This is a genomic window from Nocardioides fonticola (assembly GCF_039536805.1).
Lineage (GTDB): Bacteria > Actinomycetota > Actinomycetes > Propionibacteriales > Nocardioidaceae > Nocardioides > Nocardioides fonticola.
Genome location: NZ_BAAAZH010000024.1, coordinates 234,685 through 254,088, shown reverse-complemented (window position 1 = coordinate 254,088; position 19,404 = coordinate 234,685). Strand labels below are relative to the sequence as shown.

The 19,404-nt window shown below is 73.1% G+C and carries 14 protein-coding genes; 11 read left to right on the top strand and 3 right to left on the bottom strand.

Going from position 1 to position 19,404, the window contains the following annotated elements; genetic code table 11:
• Positions 1 to 24 precede the first annotated feature (24 nt).
• On the top strand, positions 25 to 3,291 hold the full coding sequence (locus ABD671_RS16300) for an immune inhibitor A domain-containing protein (RefSeq protein ID WP_344734485.1): 3,267 nt from the start codon (positions 25 to 27) through the stop codon (positions 3,289 to 3,291).
• Positions 3,292 to 3,430: 139 nt separating this feature from the next.
• Complete coding sequence (locus ABD671_RS16295; RefSeq protein WP_344734484.1) at positions 3,431 to 5,353, top strand: alkaline phosphatase D family protein; 1,923 nt, start codon at positions 3,431 to 3,433, stop codon at positions 5,351 to 5,353.
• Here ABD671_RS16295 and ABD671_RS16290 read toward each other — a convergent pair.
• Together ABD671_RS16290 and ABD671_RS16285 are read right to left on the bottom strand one after the other, a co-directional pair.
• Positions 5,328 to 5,798, bottom strand: coding sequence for an SRPBCC family protein (locus tag ABD671_RS16290; protein WP_344734483.1), 471 nt, complete (start codon positions 5,796 to 5,798; stop codon positions 5,328 to 5,330). The two genes, ABD671_RS16295 and ABD671_RS16290, sit on opposite strands and share 26 nt — an antisense overlap.
• A gap of 183 nt (positions 5,799 to 5,981) precedes the next feature.
• On the bottom strand, positions 5,982 to 7,433 hold the full coding sequence (locus tag ABD671_RS16285; RefSeq protein WP_344734482.1) for a CCA tRNA nucleotidyltransferase: 1,452 nt from the start codon (positions 7,431 to 7,433) through the stop codon (positions 5,982 to 5,984).
• 45 nt (positions 7,434 to 7,478) lie between these two features.
• Between ABD671_RS16285 and ABD671_RS16280 the strand changes: the two genes are divergently transcribed.
• The 7 genes from ABD671_RS16280 (at position 7,479) to trxA (ending at position 16,511) form a co-directional block, all read left to right on the top strand.
• Positions 7,479 to 9,740 carry a DUF6049 family protein gene (locus ABD671_RS16280; protein ID WP_344734481.1) on the top strand — a complete coding sequence of 754 codons (2,262 nt, stop codon included), beginning with the start codon at positions 7,479 to 7,481 and terminating at the stop codon, positions 9,738 to 9,740.
• The gene (murJ, locus tag ABD671_RS16275; RefSeq protein ID WP_344734480.1) at positions 9,737 to 11,458 is read left to right on the top strand and encodes a murein biosynthesis integral membrane protein MurJ; all 1,722 of its coding nucleotides are present in this window, start codon (positions 9,737 to 9,739) and stop codon (positions 11,456 to 11,458) included. The genes ABD671_RS16280 and murJ overlap by 4 nt, the downstream gene beginning before the upstream one ends.
• 77 nt (positions 11,459 to 11,535) lie before the next feature.
• Positions 11,536 to 13,515, top strand: a complete 1,980-nt coding sequence (locus ABD671_RS16270) for a protein kinase family protein (RefSeq protein ID WP_344734479.1) — start codon at positions 11,536 to 11,538, stop codon at positions 13,513 to 13,515.
• Complete coding sequence (gene sigM / locus ABD671_RS16265) at positions 13,505 to 14,182, top strand: RNA polymerase sigma factor SigM (RefSeq protein WP_344734478.1); 678 nt, start codon at positions 13,505 to 13,507, stop codon at positions 14,180 to 14,182. Before ABD671_RS16270 ends, sigM begins: the two co-directional genes overlap by 11 nt.
• Positions 14,183 to 14,250: 68 nt before the next feature.
• Positions 14,251 to 15,018: a hypothetical protein gene (locus tag ABD671_RS16260; protein WP_344734477.1), complete on the top strand. Its 768-nt coding sequence runs from the start codon at positions 14,251 to 14,253 to the stop codon at positions 15,016 to 15,018.
• Between the two features lie 99 nt (positions 15,019 to 15,117).
• The gene (gene trxB, locus ABD671_RS16255; protein ID WP_344734476.1) at positions 15,118 to 16,089 is read left to right on the top strand and encodes a thioredoxin-disulfide reductase; all 972 of its coding nucleotides are present in this window, start codon (positions 15,118 to 15,120) and stop codon (positions 16,087 to 16,089) included.
• A gap of 95 nt (positions 16,090 to 16,184) precedes the next feature.
• Complete coding sequence (gene trxA / locus ABD671_RS16250) at positions 16,185 to 16,511, top strand: thioredoxin (protein WP_344734475.1); 327 nt, start codon at positions 16,185 to 16,187, stop codon at positions 16,509 to 16,511.
• A 45-nt stretch (positions 16,512 to 16,556) separates the two neighbouring features.
• Here the strand turns inward: trxA and ABD671_RS16245 are convergent, their stop codons facing one another.
• The gene (locus tag ABD671_RS16245; protein ID WP_344734474.1) at positions 16,557 to 17,192 is read right to left on the bottom strand and encodes a GNAT family N-acetyltransferase; all 636 of its coding nucleotides are present in this window, start codon (positions 17,190 to 17,192) and stop codon (positions 16,557 to 16,559) included.
• A gap of 97 nt (positions 17,193 to 17,289) precedes the next feature.
• Between ABD671_RS16245 and ABD671_RS16240 the strand changes: the two genes are divergently transcribed.
• Both ABD671_RS16240 and ABD671_RS16235 read left to right on the top strand, forming a co-directional pair.
• Complete coding sequence (locus ABD671_RS16240; protein WP_344734473.1) at positions 17,290 to 18,609, top strand: aminotransferase-like domain-containing protein; 1,320 nt, start codon at positions 17,290 to 17,292, stop codon at positions 18,607 to 18,609.
• A complete protein-coding gene (locus ABD671_RS16235; RefSeq protein WP_344734472.1) occupies positions 18,609 to 19,379 on the top strand; it encodes a lysophospholipid acyltransferase family protein in 771 nt (256 codons plus the stop codon). Before ABD671_RS16240 ends, ABD671_RS16235 begins: the two co-directional genes overlap by 1 nt.
• The last annotated feature ends 25 nt before the right edge of the window (positions 19,380 to 19,404 follow it).

The window sequence follows — 19,404 nt, the reverse complement described above, 5'->3', positions numbered from 1 at the left end:
GCTCGCCGACCGAGGACTCACCCCATGCGCCTTCCCGCCCCGACTCCCCGCCGGGCAGCGGCCACCGCCGCAGCCGGCCTGCTCGCCGCGGCCCTGCTCCCGCTCGCCACCGTTCCGGCCGGCGCCGCCGACTCCGGCGCGTCCGCCCGAGACGCGCTGCCGGTCGACACGACCGGTCGTCGCCTGCTGGCCGTCGACTTCGCACCGCTCGCCGCGCGGCCCGAACCGGGCGCCGCCTTCACGGTGCGCGGCACGGTCCACCGCGTCACCCAGGCGCGGGTGGGTCGCGCCGGTGCGACGACGCCGGCGTCCTTCACCCTGGCCGTGCAGGACGCCACCGGACGCACCCTCGGCTCGACGCCGGTCACCACCGACGCCGACGGCTCCTTCGAGACGGTCGTGCCGGGCGGCGTCACCTCGGGCGTCGACACCGGCACCGGCGCCGTCGAGCTCGCCGTCCGGGCCCTCGACGCCTCGGCGAGCGGCGGCTACGGCGCCGACGACGCCGGCGCCACCCCGGTGACCCTGCGCTCGCAGGCGAAGAGCCTCGTGGTGCGCAACAAGTTCGTCTCCTCCCTCGGCTGGGTCAAGCCGGGCGACAAGTACCCCTCGAGCATCGTGGTGACCAACCCGACCTCGAGCGCGGTCTCGGGCGCGACCGTGCGGGTCACCGCACCTCGGGGCACCCGGTTCCTGCGCGCTTCGGGTCCGGGCACGGCCCGCACCTCGGCGTCGTCCATCAGCTGGCGTGTGCCTGCGCTGGCCGCCGGCCGTAGCGCGACGCTGGTGATCGACCAGCAGGCCGCCTCCGTGCGGCAGCTGCCCACCATCGTGTGGCGCGACCTGTCGACGACCGCCACGCTGAGCGCCAAGGGCCGCAGCGCGAAGGCCGTCAGCCACGGCCCGAAGGTGATCCCGCCGGGCGGCGCCTACGACACCGCCCGTTACGGCGACCGGCCGTTCCCCGTCGTCCCCGTGCAGTACCTCGACCGCGCCTACGGCGCCGGCCACACCGGCGACTCGCTCGAGGGCGTCATCAACGACCCGAAGAACGACGGCTCGACCTTCAACCTCTACCAGGAGATGTCGCTCGGCCAGCTCTTCCCCGACGGCACCGTGCCCTCGGCGGGCGTCGCCACGGCCGACTTCGACTACAAGCCGGGCTTCCCGCTCTACACGACCGACCCGACCAACCTGAGCACTTGCACCGGGGCCACGCTGAGCGACCTCGGCTCGGCGGCGCTCGGCACCCCGCTCTACCCGACCCGCATCACCGACGGCGTCTACAACCTGCCCGGCACCACCGGCTACTACGGCGCCGACGGCAACGGCTCGGCGATCGTCGGCTCGCTCACCGGTGTGGCGGCCCTGCAGAACATCGACTCCGGTTGCGGTGACCCCTCGAAGATCGTCGCCGACGCCGCGGCGCTGGCCGATCCCGAGATCGACTACAACGACTACGACACCGACAAGGACGGCGTCGTCGACTTCTTCATGGTCGTCTTCGCCGGCTGCGGCGGCAACGGCGCCTCGCAGGGCCTCGGCGGCGACCTCGCATGCGGCCTGCCCTACGACAACATCTGGCCGAACTCCAGCTCGCTGGAGTACTCCACCACCGACCCCGAGACGGGTCTTCCGGGCTTCGCGACCGACGACCAGCTCACCGACCTGGAGGGCCACCCGCTCTACTGGACGAACAAGAGCTTCACGAAGAAGACCACGAAGAAGACGCCCTACAAGGTCTTCGTGCGGGTCGGCCCGTACAACCTCAACCCGGAGACGGCGATCGACCACGCGTCGGTCATCTCCCACGAGTACGGCCACAGCCTGGGCCTGCCCGACTTCTACACCACCGGCAGCGCGACGTACTACGACGACTGGACGCTGATGTCGACCGACAAGTCGCAGAACATCGACGCCTACGGCCGTCAGGAGCTGGGCTGGGTCGTGCCGGAGGTGCTCACCAAGGGCACCCGCACGGTGCGGAACTTCAGCGACTCCAAGCAGGACACCGGCGTCATCCACTGGCGCACGAAGTCGGGCAAGACCTACACGCTGCGTCACGGCAAGGACGGCATCGTGCACAACTCGCAGATGTACGTCGCCAAGCTGCCGGGCCGGGTGCAGATCGAGAAGTCGGCCTTCGCGACCGGTGACAAGGCCTCGGGCACCCACGCCTGGTTCTCCGGTTCGGGCAACGACTTCGGCTGCAACACCGACGGCGGCGGTCACAACCTCGACCTGTCCATCCCGGCGCTCTCGAAGCTGCCCGCGGGCTCGACGGTGTCGCTGTCGATGAAGTCCTCCTTCAACGTCGAGTGGGACTTCGACTACGGCTTCGTGCTGACCTCGACCGACGGTGGCAAGAGCTGGGCCTCGCACGCCTCGACGCGCAGCACGCCTACCACCACGGCGTCCTCGAACCCGAACAACAACGCCTGCCAGGCGGCCTACGGCAACGGCATCACCGGCTCCAGCGCAAGCTACACCGACCCGGTGACCGTCCAGCTCGACCGCACCCTGGGCAACTACCCCGACCAGATCTTCGTCGCCGACAGCTTCGACATCAGCGACCTGGTCGGCGCGAAGACCCCGATCCTGCGGTTCAGCTACGCCACCGACCCCGGCCTGGCCCAGCCCGGCTGGTTCATTGACGACGTGAAGGTCACCGCCACCACGCCGTCCGGGGAGAAGGTGCTGCTGGACACCGACTTCGAGAAGAGCGGCGGCCCCTCCGACCCGCGGGTCTTCAACGGCGGCTGCAAGCCGGGCAACCCGGGTGGGGCGTGCACGGCCGGCTGGCAGTACGTGCAGGCGGGTGCGCGGTCGACCGACTTCGACCACGCCTACTACCTCGAGATGCGCGACCGCTCCGGCTTCGACCTCGACGGCCGCGGCCAGATCGACCGCGACCCGATCAGCTGGCAGCCCGGCCTGTTCCTCGCCTACACCGACGAGGCGCACGGCTACGGCAACGTCGGGCTCGACGACCACCCGGCGCAGACGCCGGTCGACGCCGTCCCCCAGCCGCAGTCGATGACCCCGACCCTCGCCGACGCCGCGTTCACCCTCGCCCAGGGACGCAGCAGCTACAGCGACTTCGGCAAGGGCTACGTCGACAACTACACCGAGAACGGCGGCGACTGGGTGCACAAGTTCGGCTGCCTGTCGTTCAAGGTGCTCTCGATGAAGGGGCAGTCCGACGGCCCGCGCACCTCCAACGGCGACCTCACCGGCACGGTGCGGTTCACGATCGGCTCGGGCTGCGCACGGTTCGACTACGACTACTGATCCTCGAGCCTGCGCCGTCTCCGGCGCTCGCGAGCGGCCCTCGTCCTGCGGGACGGGGGCCGCTCGTCGTGAGGACGAACGGTCGGTGAACTCGGGAGCCGAGCCCGTCACCCCGGCGCGCGGTACCCGTTGCTCCCGCGTGACCCCCCTCCAGCGACGCACCCTCCTGCGCGGCACCGCGGCCGGCGCGTCGGCGACCCTGCTGGGCGCCGGCGCGAACGGACCCGCGGTCGCGGCCACCGGCCGCCCCGACCCCCGTTACGTGCGCGACCTCCCGCCCGGCTGGACCTATCCGGTGGCCGAGGAGCTCCTGCCGTTCGGGCACGGCGTGATGTCCGGCGATCCGCTGCTGGACCGGGTGGTGCTGTGGACCCGCATCACCATCCCCGACGCACGCGGCTGGGACGCCACCGCGGTGCCCGACCCGCAGGGGATCCGCACGGTGGCGGTGCGCTGGGTGATCGCGCGCGACCGGGCGCTGCGCCACGTCGTCCGCCGGGGGCGGGTCGTCACCTCCGCGGCGCGCGACTGGACGGTCAAGGTCGACGCCGACCGACTGCCGTCGGGCACCACGCTCTACTACGCCTTCGAGGCGCTGGGCTGGCGCTCGCCGATCGGCCGGACCCGCACCGCGCCCGCGCCCGGCCAGGACGTCGGACCGCTCACCATCGCCCACATCGCCTGCACCTCGTGGTGGCAGGACGTCTTCAACTCCTACGGGCGCATCGCCGACCGCGACGACCTCGACCTGGTGACCCACGCCGGCGACCACGTCTACGACTCCTCCGGCGGCCACCCGGCGTCCCGGTTCTGGAAGGAGCAGCGCAGCTGGGACGGCGACATCGACAACGCCGACTTCACCGACGTGGCGACCTGCCGGCGCCGCTACGCCCTCTACTACGCCGACCCGCAGTTGATCCGCGCGCACGCGGCGGCGCCGTTCGCGATCATGGCCGACCAGCACGACTACGACCCGGCGCAGACCGACGGGCGGCCGACGCTGACCATGGAACAGGCCGGGTCGGTGCTCTTCGAGTGGACGCCGATCCGCGCGCCGCGTCCCGACGGCACCGGCCGGCTGCCGGCCTCACCCGGGCCGTTCCGCCAGATGCCGATCCCGCGGGGTCCGGCGGCGCTCTACTCCTACCGGGTGCTGCCCTTCGGCGATCTGGCCGACGTGGTGCTCATCGACGTGCGGCGCTTCGCCGGGCGGGCCGGGGAGCAGTCGCAGATCCTCGGCGACGTGCAGTGGGCGTGGCTGGAGCGCACGCTGCGCGCCTCGGCGTCCCGGGCCCGGTTCCGGCTGATCGTGAACCAGGTGAACCTCGGCCAGCTCCGGGCGTTCAACCTGCCCTTCGCCGACGCCTTCTCCCGGCAGTTCGGTATCGACCCCGACGCACCGCAGGGCGAGCTCTACACGACGGCGTGGGGCGGGCAGCCCGCCGAACGCACCCGGCTGTTCCGCTTCCTGCGCGAGGCCGGCATCGTCGACAACGTCGTCCTGTCAGGCGACTCCCACGGCTTCTTCCTCAACGACCTCGTCGAGGACCCCGCGCTGCCCGCCTACGAGCCGCTCACCGGCGGCGGCACGCTCCGTGCCGTCGGCGTCGAACTGGTCGGCTCGACGATGGGGCGCCCGGGAGGTCAGGACGTCATCGCCGAGCAGCTGTACTTCACCGCCACCGGCGGCAGCCGGGGCGCGGCCTTCGAGGACGCCGCGACCTACGACGCCGTCCACCGGCCCGCGGCGCTGGCGCCGACGCTCGCCCTGGAGGCGGCCGCGCGGGCCGCGAACCCGCAGCTGCGCTACTTCAACTGGCGGGCCGAGTACGGCCACGGGATCGTGCAGGTGCAGCCCGACCAGGTCGTCGTCGAGGCGTGGACGACGCCCCAGCGCGAGGTCTCGACGGACGCCACCCTGCTGGCCCAGCACGTGAGCCCGCTCGGGACGCCGCACCTCTCGCCCGTGCTCTCCCCGACACCGGCGACGGGTCGCCGGCGCGGGGCACCCGCCCCGCCGCCGGCGACCACCCGGGTCAGGGGCGCTCGGCCTCGGCCTTGAGCGCCGCGAGGGTCTGGCGCATGCCGGCCTTGAGACCCCCGGTGAACTTCGGCTGACCGCCGAAGGCGATCTTGGTCAGGCGCAGCGAGACGTCGGAGATGCCCTGCGGCGTCTCGCGACGCTCGATGAGGCGGGTGCCGCCGTCGGCCGTGGGCTCGAGGGTGAAGGACCAGACGACCTTGTTCTCCTTGATGCGGAACGCGAACCGCTTCTCGGCGTCGAAGTCGACGACCTTGCCCTGGGTCGGCCAGAAGAGGAACCGGTCGCGGTTGAGGTTGGTGAAGGTGGCGCCCTGGCGCACCGCGCCGCCCTTCACCCAGGTCTTCACGACCTGCGGGCTGCGGGCCGACATGGCGGGGAGGTCGGTGACCAGCGCCCAGACGCGAGCGGGGGGAGCGGCGATCTCGATCGATTCCTCGAGCAACGCCTCGTAGGTGTCAGTCATGGCCGCAACCTAGCCGCCGTCCCGGGTGCGCGGCGTCCGTCCCAGGGCGGGGATGGGCCGGGCATCGGCGCGGATCAGCTGCCGGTGGACAGGCGAAACTGCCCGTTGCGGGCCGGATCCGGGCCGGAATCGGCCGGTTTCCCCGGCCGGCCGGGGAAACCGGCCCCCCGGCCGCGCCCCCAGCTACTCCCCCGACCGCTCCGCCCACCACGCCCGCAGCGCGGCCTCGGCGACCTCGGGGGTCTGCGGGCCGAGGTCCATCCGCAGCTCGAGCAGGAAGGCGTAGGCCTCGCCGACGACGCGGCCCGGCGGGACGTCGAGGATGCGCATGATCGCGTTGCCGTCGAGGTCGGGGCGCAGCGCGTCGAGCTCCTCCTGCTCGGCCAGGACGGCGATGCGGGCCTCCAGGTCGTCGTAGGTGCGCTGGAGCCGCTCGGCCTTGCGCCGGTTGCGGGTCGTGCAGTCGGCGCGGGTGAGGATGTGCAGCCGCACCAGCTGGTCGCCGGCGTCGCGCACGTAGCGTCGCACCGCCGAGTCGGTCCACTCGCCGGTGCCGTAGCCGTGGAAGCGCAGGTGCAGCTCGACGAGCTTGGCGACGGCGTCGATCTCGTCGTTGCCGAAGCGCAGCGCCTTCATGCGCTTGCGGGTCATCTTCGCCCCGACCACATCGTGGTGGTGGAAGGTGACGGTGCCGTCCTCGAGGAAGCGGCGGGTGCGCGGCTTGCCGACGTCGTGCATGAGCGAGGCGAAGCGCACGATGAAGTCGGGCGCCGACTCCAGGCGGTGCTCCTGGTCGATCGCCTGCTCGAGCACGGTCAGGGTGTGCTCGTAGACGTCCTTGTGGCGGTGGTGCTCGTCGCGTTCCAGCGCCAGGGCCGGCAGCTCGGGCAGCACCCGCTCGGCCAGTCCGGTCTCGACCAGGATGCCGAGCCCGCGACGCGGGAGCGGCGCGCAGACGAGCTTCACCAGCTCGTCGCGCACCCGCTCGGCCGAGACGATCTCGATGCGATCGGCCATCGCCGTCATCGCCGCCGTCACCGCCGGGTCGACGTCGAAGCCGAGCTGGGCGGCGAAGCGCGCCGCCCGCATCATCCGCAGCGGGTCGTCGGAGAAGGAGTCCTCGGGGGTGCCGGGCGTGCGCAGCACCCGGTGGGCGAGGTCGAGGACGCCGCCGAAGGGGTCCTCGATCTCGCGCCCGGGCAGCCGCACCGCCATCGCGTTGACGGTGAAGTCGCGGCGCCGCAGGTCGCCCACGAGCGAATCGCCGAAGTCGACGTCGGGCTTGCGGGAGCTCGGGTCGTAGGTCTCCGAGCGGTAGGTCGTGATCTCGACCTGCCACTCGCCCTTGCGGCAGCCGATCGTGCCGAAGGCGCGCCCCATGTCCCACACGGCGTCCGCCCAGCCCTTGAGCAGCCGCTCGGTCTCCTCGGGACGCGCGGACGTCGTCAGGTCGAGGTCGTTGTGCCGGCGTCCGAGCATCGCGTCGCGCACCGGTCCGCCCACCAGCGCGAGCTCGTGGCCGGCCGCGACGAACCGCTCGCCGAGCTCGTCGATGACGGGCGCGATGCGGTCGAGTTCGGCGAACACCGAGCGCTGGACCTCGACGATGCTGAGAGGAGCGGGCTCGGTGGACACGGGCGGGGAGTCTATCCGCGCACGGCTCTGGCCTAGAGTCGGCGCGTGGTCCGCCTCCGTTCGCTGCTGCCTGCCCTCGGGCTGGCGGTCGTGCTCGGAGGCACCGGCAGCGTCGCGACCGCGCTCGCAACCGGCCCCGCAGCCGGGGTCACCACCGGGGTCCGAGCGGCCAGCGCCGCCGACGGCGAGGCCCTCGCGGTCACCATCGACCGGCTCAGCCCCTCCACCCTGCCGCGCCGCGCGGACGGCGAGGTCGAGGTCTCGGGCACCGTCACCAACGTCGACGACGAGACCTGGTCGCGGGTCAACCTCTACCCCGTGGTCTCCACGACGCCGATGACCACCGAGACGCAGCTGGAGGCCGCGGCGGCCAGCGACCCCCTCGACCCGGTCGGCGACCGCATCACCGACCCGGGGCCCTACGCCACCATCGAGGAGCTCGCCCCGGGCGAGTCGGCGTTCTACTCCTTCTCCGTGCCCCGCGCCCGGCTGCCGATCTCCGCCGACGGCGTGTACTGGTTCGGCGTCCACGCCCTCGGCGAGGGCGAGGACGGTCGCGACGACACCGCCGACGGTCGCGCCCGCACCTTCCTGCCGGTCGTCGACGACGGCGTCGCCGAGCGGCGCCGGCGCGACCCGCTGCCGGTAGCGGTCGTGGTGCCGATGCGGCACCGCGTCGTCCGAGCCGCCGACGGGTCCGTGGCCGGGCTCGCCGACTGGCTCGCCGCCCTCCAGCCCGGAGGTCAGCTCGACCGGCTCGTCGATCTCGGCGAGCGCGCCGGCCCCGGACTCACCTGGCTGGTCGACCCGGCCGTGCTGGACGCCGTCCGCGACCTCGCCGCCGGCAACCCGCCCCGGGCGCTGGTCGACCGTGCCGACGGCGACGGCGGCGACGGCGGCGACGGGGAGGACGAGGACGGGTCGTCGGCCTCGGCGAGTCCGTCGGCCTCCGCCGGCGAGCCCGCCCCCAGCGGGACCCCCGAGGCGACGACCGGGTCGGTCGACTCCGACGACGCCCAGGCCGCCCTGCTGCTCACCCAGGCCCGCAAGGTGGCCTCCGCCTGGCTCTCCCGCGCGGTCGCCATGCTCCAGGGAGCCTCCCAGGTGCTCGCCCTGCCCTACGGCGACCTCGACCTCTCCGGCGCTGCGGCCCACGACCCCGAGCTCTACGACCTGGCCCGCAAGCGGTCGCAGGCCAGCCTCAGCTCGTTCGACCTCACCGCGTCACCCGGGGTGGGATCGCCCTCGGGCTACCTCAGCCCGGCTGCGATCGACCTGCTCGACCCGAGCGACACCGTGCTCGCCACCGACCAGCTCGTCGAGCGGGCGCAGAACGCCGACCCCGACCGACCGCTGCCCGCGGCGATCGACGTCGACGGCACCCGCCTGATGCTGACGTCGTCCGGCGCCGCCAGCGGCGGACCGGGACCCGACGACCCGTTGGCCGACACCGCCCTGCGCCAGCGCATCCTCGGCGAGGCCGTCGTGCGGCTCCTCGCACCGGGCGCCGAGCGGCCCCTCGTCGTCCAGATGCCCACCGACTGGGCACCCCGGGCGGCCAGCCGGTTCCTCAGCGGGTTGCGCACCGGCTTCACCGACCTGGTCACCGTCGGCCAGATCCAGCGGACGACGACGCCGAGCACGGTGCCGGTGAGCAGGGTCGCCTACCCGCAGGCGCAGGCCGACTACGAACTCCAGGCGCCCGCCTTCGATGCGGTCGACCGGCTCATCGCGGCCGGCCGGCTGCTCGACTCCGTGCTGCCGCTCAACGACACCGTCGTCGACGAGATCGTCGACCAGGCGCTCAGCGGGGTCTCCTACCTCGACCGCGGCGCCCCGGCCTCGAGCACCCAGCGCATCCGCTACGCCGAGAGCTCGGTGCGCGGCACCCTGCGCGGCATCACGATCACCGCTCCCGCCGGAGTCACCCTGTCGAGCACGAACGGGCGCTTCTCCGCCACCGTCACGAACGACCTCGACGTCACCGTCGAGGTGGCGCTCGACGCCGTGAGCGACCGGCCGATGCGCGTGACGCTGCCGAAGCGGATCGTCCTCGCCCCGCTCACGCGCACCTCGGTGCTGCTCGACGCGCGCACACCGCAGTCCGGCGTCCACAACCTCACCTTGGAGGTCACCGACACCGAGGGCACGCGGATCGGCTCCTCGGTCACCCTGCCGGTGCGCTCGGCGGAGGTCAGCCGGGTCATCTGGCTGATCCTCGGCACCGGCGTCAGCCTGCTCTTCGGCACCGTCGGGGTGCGCACCGTCCGCCGGCTGCGGGCGGCACGACGACGGGCCGCGGCATGAGCGGCCCCGACACCACCGGCCCCGACACCACCGGCCCCGACACGACCGCGACCCCGCAGGCGGGCGGGACGACGTCGTCCCGGTTGCTCGGGGCGAGCGCGGTGATGGCGGCCGGCACCGTCTTCTCCCGGCTCTCCGGCTTCGTCCGCGCCGTCCTCCTCGCGGCGGCGTTGGGCCAATCGCTGCACGCGGAGCTGTTCACGATCGCCAACACGATCCCGAACATGCTCTACATCCTGCTGGCGGGCGGTGTCTTCAACGCCGTGCTGGTGCCGCAGCTGGTGCGCGCGATGACGCACGACGAGGACGGCGGCCAGGCCTACACCGATCGGATCATGACCGCGGCCGGGCTCTTCCTGCTCGGCGTCACCGTCGCCCTCGTGCTGGCCGCGCCGCTGCTGCTCGACCTCTACCTCGACAGCGGGTACCGGGCGCCGGAGCTCGCGGCCCAGCGGGAGTCGATCGTCGACCTCACCCGCTACTGCCTGCCCCAGGTCTTCTTCTACGGCATGTTCGTGCTCATCGGTCAGGTGCTCAACGCCCGCGGGCGTTTCGGGCCGATGATGTGGGCGCCGATCGCGAACAACGTCATCTCGGTCGCCGTCCTCGTCGGCTACCTGCTCACCTACGGAGCGGCCAGCGGCGCCGAGCTCCAAGGCGCGTACTCCACCGACCAGGAGGCCCTGCTCGGCATCGGTTCGACGCTCGGCATCGCCGTGCAGTGCGCGATCCTCGTGCCCTACATGCGCTCTGCGGGCTTCCGGTTCCGGCCGCGCTTCGATCTGCGCGGCACGGGGTTGGGGCACACCCTGCGGCTGGGCCTGTGGACCGTCGGCTTCGTGATCGTCAACCAGATCGCCTACCTGGTGCTGGTGCGCCTGGCCTCGAGCGGCGTCCTCGGCGGGGACGACGGCACCGGCTACACCGTCTACGCGAACGCCTTCCTCGTGGTGATGGTGCCGCACGCCGTCGTGACGGTCTCGCTGGCCACAGCGGCCCTGCCCGAGCTGTCCGCCGCGGCGGCGGCCGAGCGGTTCGACCGGTTGGCCACGACCCTCGCCTCGGTGCTGCGCACCGCGCTGGTCGTCGTGCTGCCCGTCGCCGCGATGCTGCCGCTGGTCGCGACCCCCATCGCCCGGCTGCTGCTGCACGGCGCGGCCGGCCGCGAACCCAGCATCGAGGCGTTCGCCCGCACGCTCGCGGTGTTCGGTCCCGGCGTCGTCCTCTTCACCGTGCACTACCTGATGCTGCGCGGCTTCTACGCGCTCGAGGACACCCGCACCGTCTTCGTCAACCAGTGCTGGGTGGCGATGGCCAACGTGGCGGCCGCGATCGTGCTGGTGCGCTTCACCGACGATCAGCACACCGCCCCGGCCCTGGTCGGTGCGTACTCGATCGCCTACCTCGTCGGCAGCGTCCTCTCCTTCACCGTGCTGCGACGCCGGCTCGGCACCCTCCAGGGACATGTGGTGCTGCGCTTCCTCGTGCGCTGGGGCATCGCGGTCGCCCTGGCCACCGCGACCGCCTGGCTGGCGCTCACCGGGCTGCGCGCCCTGCACTCCTCCTCGGCCTGGCCGTGGGCGATCGTGGAGGGCGCCTGGGTCGGCTCCGTCGAGCTCGCCGTGCTGGCGCTCGCCGCGCGGGCCATGCACATCCGCGAGGTCACCACGCTCGCGCGCACCGTGACCCGGCGTCTGGGCTCCCGCTCGGCGCGCTGACGCCTACGATGGCCCCGGCGGCGTGACGCCGCAGCAGCCCACCCCCACGACCGACCACCGCCCCGAGGAGGAGCCGCGTGCCGATGACGAACCGGCCCGGCGACGTCCTCGCCGGTCGGTACCGCCTCGTCGACCTGCTGAGTGAGAGCGGCGCCGGGCGGTTCTGGCGCGCGCACGACCTGGTCCTCGAACGCGACGTCGCCCTGCACGTGATCGCCGAGGACGACCCCCGGGCGCCGGTGCTGCTCGACGCGGCCCGCCGTTCGGCGCTCGTGCTCGACCCGCACATCCTGCGGGTGCTGGACGCCGATGCCCGCGACGGGCTCTGCTACGTCGTCAACGAGTGGGGCTCGGGCACCTCCCTCGACATCATGGTGGCCGCAGGCGGGCCGCTCGGCGCGCGCACCTCGGCCTACCTGGTCGGCCAGGTGGCCGCCGCCATCGCGGTGGCCCACGGTGCCGGCGTCGCCCACGGTCGCCTCAACCCCGAGTCGGTGCTGGTCGACCGGGCGGGCGCCGTGCGCGTCATCGGCCTCTGCGTCGACGCCGCCCTGCACGGCGCTCCCGCCAGCGGCCCGGCCGCCGACGTCACCGATCTCGCCGGACTGCTCTACACCGCGCTCACCGCACGATGGGGCGGGCGCAGCACCTCGGCGGTCGCCCGCGCGCCGCAGGAGCACGGGCGCGTACTGCGGCCCCGTCAGGTGCGCGCCGGCGTGCCGCGCACCCTCGACCAGATCTGCGACGAGCTGCTCAACCCCTACGCGGCCGCCCGTGAGCGCGATCCGCGGGCCCTCGACACCGCCCGCGGCCTCGCCGACACCCTCGCCGACTTCGTCGGCGACCCCACCGGTCTGCCGGAGGCCCTGCTGGCCCGCCAGGTCAGCCGCGGCGACGAGACCGTCACCTTCTCCGCCGTGCCGGAGTTCGGGGTGCGCGACGCCACGGGCGAGCAGGACGCCGTCCCGCCGCCGCGGCCGGTGGAGGTGCCGGTGCCGCTCCTGGGCACAGCTGCCGTCGCCGAGGCGGACGACGAGCCGGCTGCGCGCCCCGAACCCCCGGCGGACCGCGCGACCGACCCCGCGACCGACGCCGCTACCGGAGCCGAACCGGACCCCGCCCCCTCCGCTCCCGCGCCCGCTCCCGAGGTGCCCACCGAGGCCGGGCTGCCGATCTTCGACGACGACGGCGGGGTGTCCTGGATGGGTGCTCCCGGCGCCCCGGCCCCGCCCCCACCGCCGTTCGAGGATCCGCCCGAGCGTCCCCTCTTCGCCCCCGAGCCGGCCGACGGCGGACCCGTGCGTCGACCCCGCCCGAGCGCGATCGCGGCGGCCGCGGCCGATCCGAGCGACTTCTGGCCCTGGGACCACACCGGCACCGGCACCGGGGTTCCCGTCATCGGCGCCCCGGTGGCCGAGGAGGTGCCCGGCCGCAACTGGCTGCGCATCGCCGGCGGGCTCATCGTCGCGCTGCTGCTCCTCGTGCTGGTCGTGGTGGTGGTCAACCTCAGTCGCGGCCGCACCGTGCTGGGTGCCGACGACGGCGGCAGCACGCCGTCCGATCGCGCGTCGAGCAGCACCGGTGCCGACACGGGTCCGGCCCGCGCGCTGACCGGCCTCACCGTCCGCGACTTCGACCCGCAAGGCGATCCGCCGGCGGAGTACCCCGAGACCGTCGGCCTGGTGATCGACGGCGACCCGGCCACGGGCTGGCGCACCTCCACCTACACCCAGCAGTTCGGCCCCGGCGGGCTCAAGACCGGCGTCGGCGTGGTGATCGACCTGGGCGCGAGCCGCACCGTCGAGGAGGTCGACCTCCAGCTGACCGGCCAGCCGACGGGCGTCTCGCTCTACCTCACCGACCAGGACCCGCGCGGTATCGGCGACCTCACCCCGGTCGCCACCGCCGATGCGGGCACGCGGGCGACCCTCACCCCCACCGCATCCCCCACCGGCGCCGTCACCGGCCGGTACGTCATCGTCTGGCTGACGTCGCTGCCGGCTGTGCGCGACGGCTTCCGGGGGCAGATCGACGAGGTGGTCGTCCGTGGCTCCTGACGAGCGCAGCGACGTCGAGCTGCTCGCGGCCCACGTCGCCGGCGACGCCGAGGCCTTCGGCGTCCTCTTCCGGCGGCACCGCGATCGACTGTGGGCAGTCGCGCTGCGCACGATGGGCAACCCCGAGGACGCCGCCGACGGACTCCAGGACGGCATGATCGCCGCCTACCGGCGTGCCGACTCCTTCCGCGGGGACGCCGCGGTGACCACCTGGCTGCACCGGGTCGTCGTCAACGCCTGCCTCGACCGGCTGCGCGCCGCGAAGGTACGGCGCGCCGACAGCCTGCCCGACGACCTCGAGGAGTACGGCCAGCGGGCCGTGCGCTCGGAGATCGGTCCGGCGCCGGTCGCCGATCCGGCCGAGGAGGCGGTCGCCCACGACCGGCGCGCCGCCGTCATCGACGCCCTGGCCCGCCTCGTGCCCGACCAGCGCGCCGCCATCGTGCTGGTCGACCTCGAGGGCTACTCGGTCGCGGAGGCCGCCGAGATCCTCGGCTGCGCCGCCGGCACGGTGAAGTCGCGCTGCTCGCGCGGTCGCACCCGGTTGGCCGAGCTGCTCGCCCACCTGCTCGGCGACCCCGCCGATGAGACTCCCCTCACGGCCGGGAACCCGACCGCGGGGCGTACCGTCCCACCTCGGTCGGGTCCACGGGCTCCGCCGATCTGACCCGCAACCCCACCACCCATCCGCATCCACCCGCACCCACCCGATCACCGTCACGAGAGGAGCGCCGCATGGCCGACGAGCTGCCCGACGAGCTGCGGCGCCTGCTCGCCGACGCGCGCCACACCGATCCCATCCCCGTCGACGTGGCCGCACGACTCGACGACGTCCTCGCGCGACTCGCCGAGGGCGAGGCACCCGACGGCGAGATCGTCGATCTGGCCGGACGCCGACGTCGCCGCCGCGCGGTCCAGCTGCTGGGAGCCGCGGCGGCGGTCATCCTCGTCGGGACGACGGCCGCGCAGTTCCTCGACGTGGGCGGCGCCGGCGACAGCGCGTCGTCCCAGGTCGCAGCGGACGCAGCGGTCGCCGGCGCGGAGGCTCCCGACACCAGCGGCGATTCCGGCCGCGCGGAGCAGGGCGCCGACGGCGGCGGCGCGACCGCGATGACGCCCGAGGCGGCTCCGCAGGCGGGCTCGGCCTCCTCCGACGAACTGATGGCGACCGGCACGGCCGTCGGCGGACTGGTCGGCGGCGTCCCGGCCCGGTTCACCCGGCTCGACGCCGCGGGATTCAGCGAGCAGGTCGCCGCCCTCCAGTCCCGGGTGAGCGGTGCCCGTGCCCGCACCTACGACCGCGCCGACGGCGGCACCTCGGCCAAGCAGCTCGACGGCTGCGAGCCCGCCGACTGGGGCCAGGGCGCCGCCGTGGTGGTCACTTACGACGGCGAGCCCGCCGTACTGGTGTTCCGCCCGCCGACCGGCAGCACGCAGGTCGTCGACCTGTTGCAGTGCGGCACCGCCGACGTGCTGCGCTCCACCACCGTCCGCGTGCCGTGAGGCGCACCACCACCGGAATGCCGCTCACCTAGGATCCGTTGTGTCCGTGCACCATCCGCGCCCGGTTCGGGGCGCGGACCAGCCGATCTGAGGAGGGCCATGTCCGCCGCCGCCCCCGACGCCATCCGCAACGTCATCATCATCGGTTCCGGCCCGTCCGGATACACCGCAGCGGTCTACGCGGCCCGGGCCAGCCTGCACCCCCTCGTCTTCGAGGGCTCCGTCACCGCCGGTGGCGCCCTCATGAACACCACCGAGGTCGAGAACTTCCCGGGCTTCCGCGACGGCATCATGGGCCCCGCCCTGATGGACGAGATGCGCGCCCAGGCCGAGCGCTTCGGCGCCGAGCTCGTGCCGGACGACGTCGTCGAGGTCGACCTCGCCGGTGAGGTGAAGGTCGTGCGCACCGCCACCGACACCTACCGGGCCCACGCCGTCATCCTGGCCACCGGATCGGGGTACCGGAAGCTCGGGCTCCCGCGGGAGGAGGAGCTGTCGGGGCGCGGCGTCTCGTGGTGCGCCACCTGCGACGGGTTCTTCTTCCGCGAGCAGCACATCGCCGTGGTCGGCGGCGGCGACTCGGCCGTCGAAGAGGCCACGTTCCTGACCCGCTTCGGCTCGAAGGTCTCCCTCATCGTGCGCCGCGACGAGCTGCGTGCCTCGAAGATCATGCAGGAGCGGGCCTTCAACGACCCGAAGCTCGAGATCGAGTGGAACTCGGTGGTCGAGGAGATCAACGGCGAGGACCGCCTCGAGTCGGTCACGCTCAAGGACACCGTCACCGGCGAGACCCGCATCCTGCCCGCCACCGGCCTGTTCATCGCGATCGGTCACGACCCCCGCTCGGAGCTGCTGCGCGGTCAGGTCGACCTCGACGACGACGGCTACGTCCTGGTCGACCACCCGAGCACGGCCACCAACCTGCCGGGCGTCTTCGCCTGCGGCGACCTGGTCGACCACCACTACCGCCAGGCGATCACCGCGGCCGGCACCGGCTGCGCCGCAGCGCTCGACGCCGAGCGGTTCCTGGCCGACCGCGAGCACCTCGCGGCGGCCGCCGCCACGGCCTGAGCGCCGCACCGACGTCGCTGCCCCGAGCAGTGCCGGGAATGATCCCGCCCGAGGCGGGCGTTGAGACCAGTACGCCACCAACGAAGGGAAAAATCGTGGGCAACATCGCCGCAGTCACCGACGCCGAGTTCGACGCGCAGGTGCTCAAGTCCGACAAGCCGGTCCTCGTGGACTTCTGGGCCGAGTGGTGCGGTCCGTGCCGTCAGGTCGCGCCGATCCTCGACGAGATCGCCAGCGCCCACGGCGACCAGATCACGTTCCTGAAGATGAACGTCGACGAGAACCCCGTCACGCCGTCCACGTACCGCGTCACCGGCATCCCGACCCTCAACGTCTACCAGGGCGGCGAGGTCGTGAAGACCATCGTCGGCGCCAAGCCGAAGGCCGCGCTGCTCAACGAGCTCGCGCCCTTCCTCGGCTGACCCGACACCGCGCCTGACCCCCGCAGCCCGCACGGGCTGCGGGGGTCAGCTGCGTTCGTGGCGGTGCGCCGGCTCGGGCGACCCCTGCGGTCGGACGACACCGACGAGACGCTCGATCGCGGCCTCCACCTCGTCACGCCAGGTCAGCGCCGAGCGCAGCTCCATGCGCATGCGGGGCGTGGCGGGGTGCGGCCGGTGGGTGCGGAAGCCGACGCTGCCGAGGAACTCCGCCGGGATCAGGCAGTGGCCGCTGGCCCGCCCGGTGCTCGCGAACGCCTCGACGGCCCGGATGCCGCCCCGGGTGATGAGGTCGCGCGCCATCCCCTGGACGAGCATGCGCCCCAACCCGGCTCCCGTGGCGACCGGATCGATCCAGACCGTCGTCAGCACGACGGCGTCCCCCGACACCGGGCTGGTCGGGAAGGTGTCGGCGCCCGGCACATAGGCGGCCGGCGCGTAGATCGCGAAACCGCGCACGACGCCGTCCACCAGCGCTACGCGCCCGCACGAGCCCCATTCGCGCAGCACCTCGGAGATCCAGGCCTCCTTCTCCCCCGCGACGGCCTCGCGGTCGAGGCGGGCCCGGCGCACGGGGTCGACCTCCCAGAACGCGCACGAGCGACAGGGAGCATCGACCTCGGCCAGATGGTCGAGGGTCAGGCGGACGATCTTGCGAGCCACGACACCCTCCTGCGGTCGGGATGGTGAGCCAACCAACGCGCCCAACCCGCGGGAGGGACGTGCGATGACGGTCACCATCGTTCATGCTAGAGGCGCCATGGATGTCACGCCGGACCGTTCGCAGACCCGTCTCGACCACTACGTCGATCGGTACGCCGCGCGCACCGCCGGCATGACCGCCTCGGAGATCCGAGCGCTCTTCGCCGTGGCCTCGCGTCCCGAGGTCGTCTCGTTGGCCGGCGGCATGCCCAACATCTCCGGTCTGCCCCTCGACGTCGTCGGCGGGGCGATCAGCGACCTCGTCGCGCACCACGGTGCCGTCGCCATGCAGTACGGCTCGGGCCAGGGCGTTCCGGAACTGCGCGAGCAGATCACCGACGTCATGCGCCTGGAGGGCATCGAGGCCCACCCCGACGACGTCGTCGTCACCGTCGGCTCCCAGCAGGCGGTCGACCTGGTGACCCGCATCTTCATCGACCCGGGCGACGTCGTGCTGTGCGAGGCGCCCAGCTACGTCGGCGCGCTCGGCGTGTTCAAGGCCTACCAGGCCGACGTCGTCCACGTGGAGATGGACGCCGAGGGCCTCGTCCCCGCCGCTCTGCGCCAGGCGATCGCGTCGGTGAAGGCGTCGGGACGGCGCATCAAGTTCCTTTACACGATCCCGAACTTCCACAACCCGGCCGGCGTCACGCTCGCCGCGCACCGACGTGCCGAGATCCTCGACATCTGCACCAGCGAGGGTGTGCTGATCCTCGAGGACAACCCCTACGGCCTGCTCGGCTTCGACCGCGACCCGCTGCGCGCGCTGCGCGCCGACGAGGCCGACGGCGTGATCTACCTGGGGTCGTTCTCCAAGACCTTCGCCCCCGGCTTCCGGGTCGGCTGGGCGCTCGCGCCGCACCCCGTGCGGGAGAAGCTGGTGCTGGCCCAGGAGTCCGCGACCCTGTGTCCCCCGCAGTTCTCGCAGATGGCGGTCTCGGCCTACCTGGCCAACCACGACTGGCAGGGACAGATCAAGCAGTTCCGGGAGATGTACCGGGAGCGCCGCGACGCCATGATCGGCGCCCTCGACGACCTGATGCCCGACGGCTGCGAGTGGAACGTCCCCGACGGCGGCTTCTACGTCTGGCTCACCCTGCCGCCGGGCATCGACGCCAAGGCGATGCTGCCGCGGGCGGTCACCGCCCGGGTCGCCTACGTGCCGGGCACGGCGTTCTTCGCCGACGGCTTCGGGTCGCGGGCGATGCGGCTCAGCTTCTGCTATCCGACTCCCGAGCGCATCCGCGAGGGGGTGCGGCGACTGGCCGGCGTCCTGGAGGCGGAGATCGAGCTGCGGGCGACCTTCGGTGCCGCTGCTCCCGACCGCCCCCTCCAGGCCTATCAGGGCTACGACGGCCCGGGATCGGATCTCAGCTGATGCGCGACATCACCTATCCGCCGGTCATCTGGACGGCGAAGACGCTCTTCCGCGTGCTCGGCCAGCGGTTCATCATGACCGGCACCGAGCATGTCCCCCGTTCCGGTGGCGTGATGCTCGCCTACAACCACATCGGGTACGTCGACTTCGTCTACGGCGGCCTGGCCACGCAGCCCTCGAAGCGGCTCGTGCGCTTCATGGCCAAGCGGGAGATCTTCGACCACCCGATCGGCGGGCCGGCGATGCGCTCCTTCCACCACATCGAGGTCGACCGCGGGGAGGGCGTGGCCTCGTTCCACACCGCCGTCGACTACCTGCGTCAGGGCGAGGCGGTCGGCATCTTCCCCGAGGCCACGATCTCGCGGTCGATGGAGCTCAAGGAGTTCAAGACCGGTGCCGTGCGCATCGCGGCCGAGGCCGGCGTCCCGCTGGTGCCGGTGATCCTCTGGGGCACGCAGCGCCTGATGACCAAGGACCACCCCCGGGACTTCTCGCGCGGCAAGACCATCGCCATCACCGTCGGCGAGCCGCTGCATCCGACGGGCGCGGACGCCGTGGCCGAGACCGCGCTGCTGCGCGAGCGGATGAGCGCGATGCTCGACGACACCATCGCCCGCTACCCCGCCGACGAGCAGCCTCCCGGGTCGTGGTGGCTGCCGGCACGGCACGGGGGCGGTGCTCCCACGCCGGAGGAGGCGCTGGCGCTCGACCAGGCCGAGAAGCGCGCCCGGGCGGAGCGTCGGCGGGCGAAGCAGCAGGGCAACGCCTGACGATTCAGCGATGTGGCGTTAAGTC

Excerpts from the sequence above, each read along its gene's own strand:
- ABD671_RS16300 (WP_344734485.1), top strand. The coding sequence starts at position 25 with ATGCGCCTTCCCGCCCCGACTCCCCGCCGGGCAGCGGCCACCGCCGCA.
- ABD671_RS16290 (WP_344734483.1), bottom strand. The coding sequence starts at position 5,798 with ATGACTGACACCTACGAGGCGTTGCTCGAGGAATCGATCGAGATCGCC.
- murJ (WP_344734480.1), top strand. The coding sequence starts at position 9,737 with ATGAGCGGCCCCGACACCACCGGCCCCGACACCACCGGCCCCGACACG.
- ABD671_RS16260 (WP_344734477.1), top strand. The coding sequence starts at position 14,251 with ATGGCCGACGAGCTGCCCGACGAGCTGCGGCGCCTGCTCGCCGACGCG.
- trxB (WP_344734476.1), top strand. The coding sequence starts at position 15,118 with ATGTCCGCCGCCGCCCCCGACGCCATCCGCAACGTCATCATCATCGGT.
- ABD671_RS16240 (WP_344734473.1), top strand. The coding sequence starts at position 17,290 with ATGGATGTCACGCCGGACCGTTCGCAGACCCGTCTCGACCACTACGTC.
- ABD671_RS16235 (WP_344734472.1), top strand. The coding sequence starts at position 18,609 with ATGCGCGACATCACCTATCCGCCGGTCATCTGGACGGCGAAGACGCTC.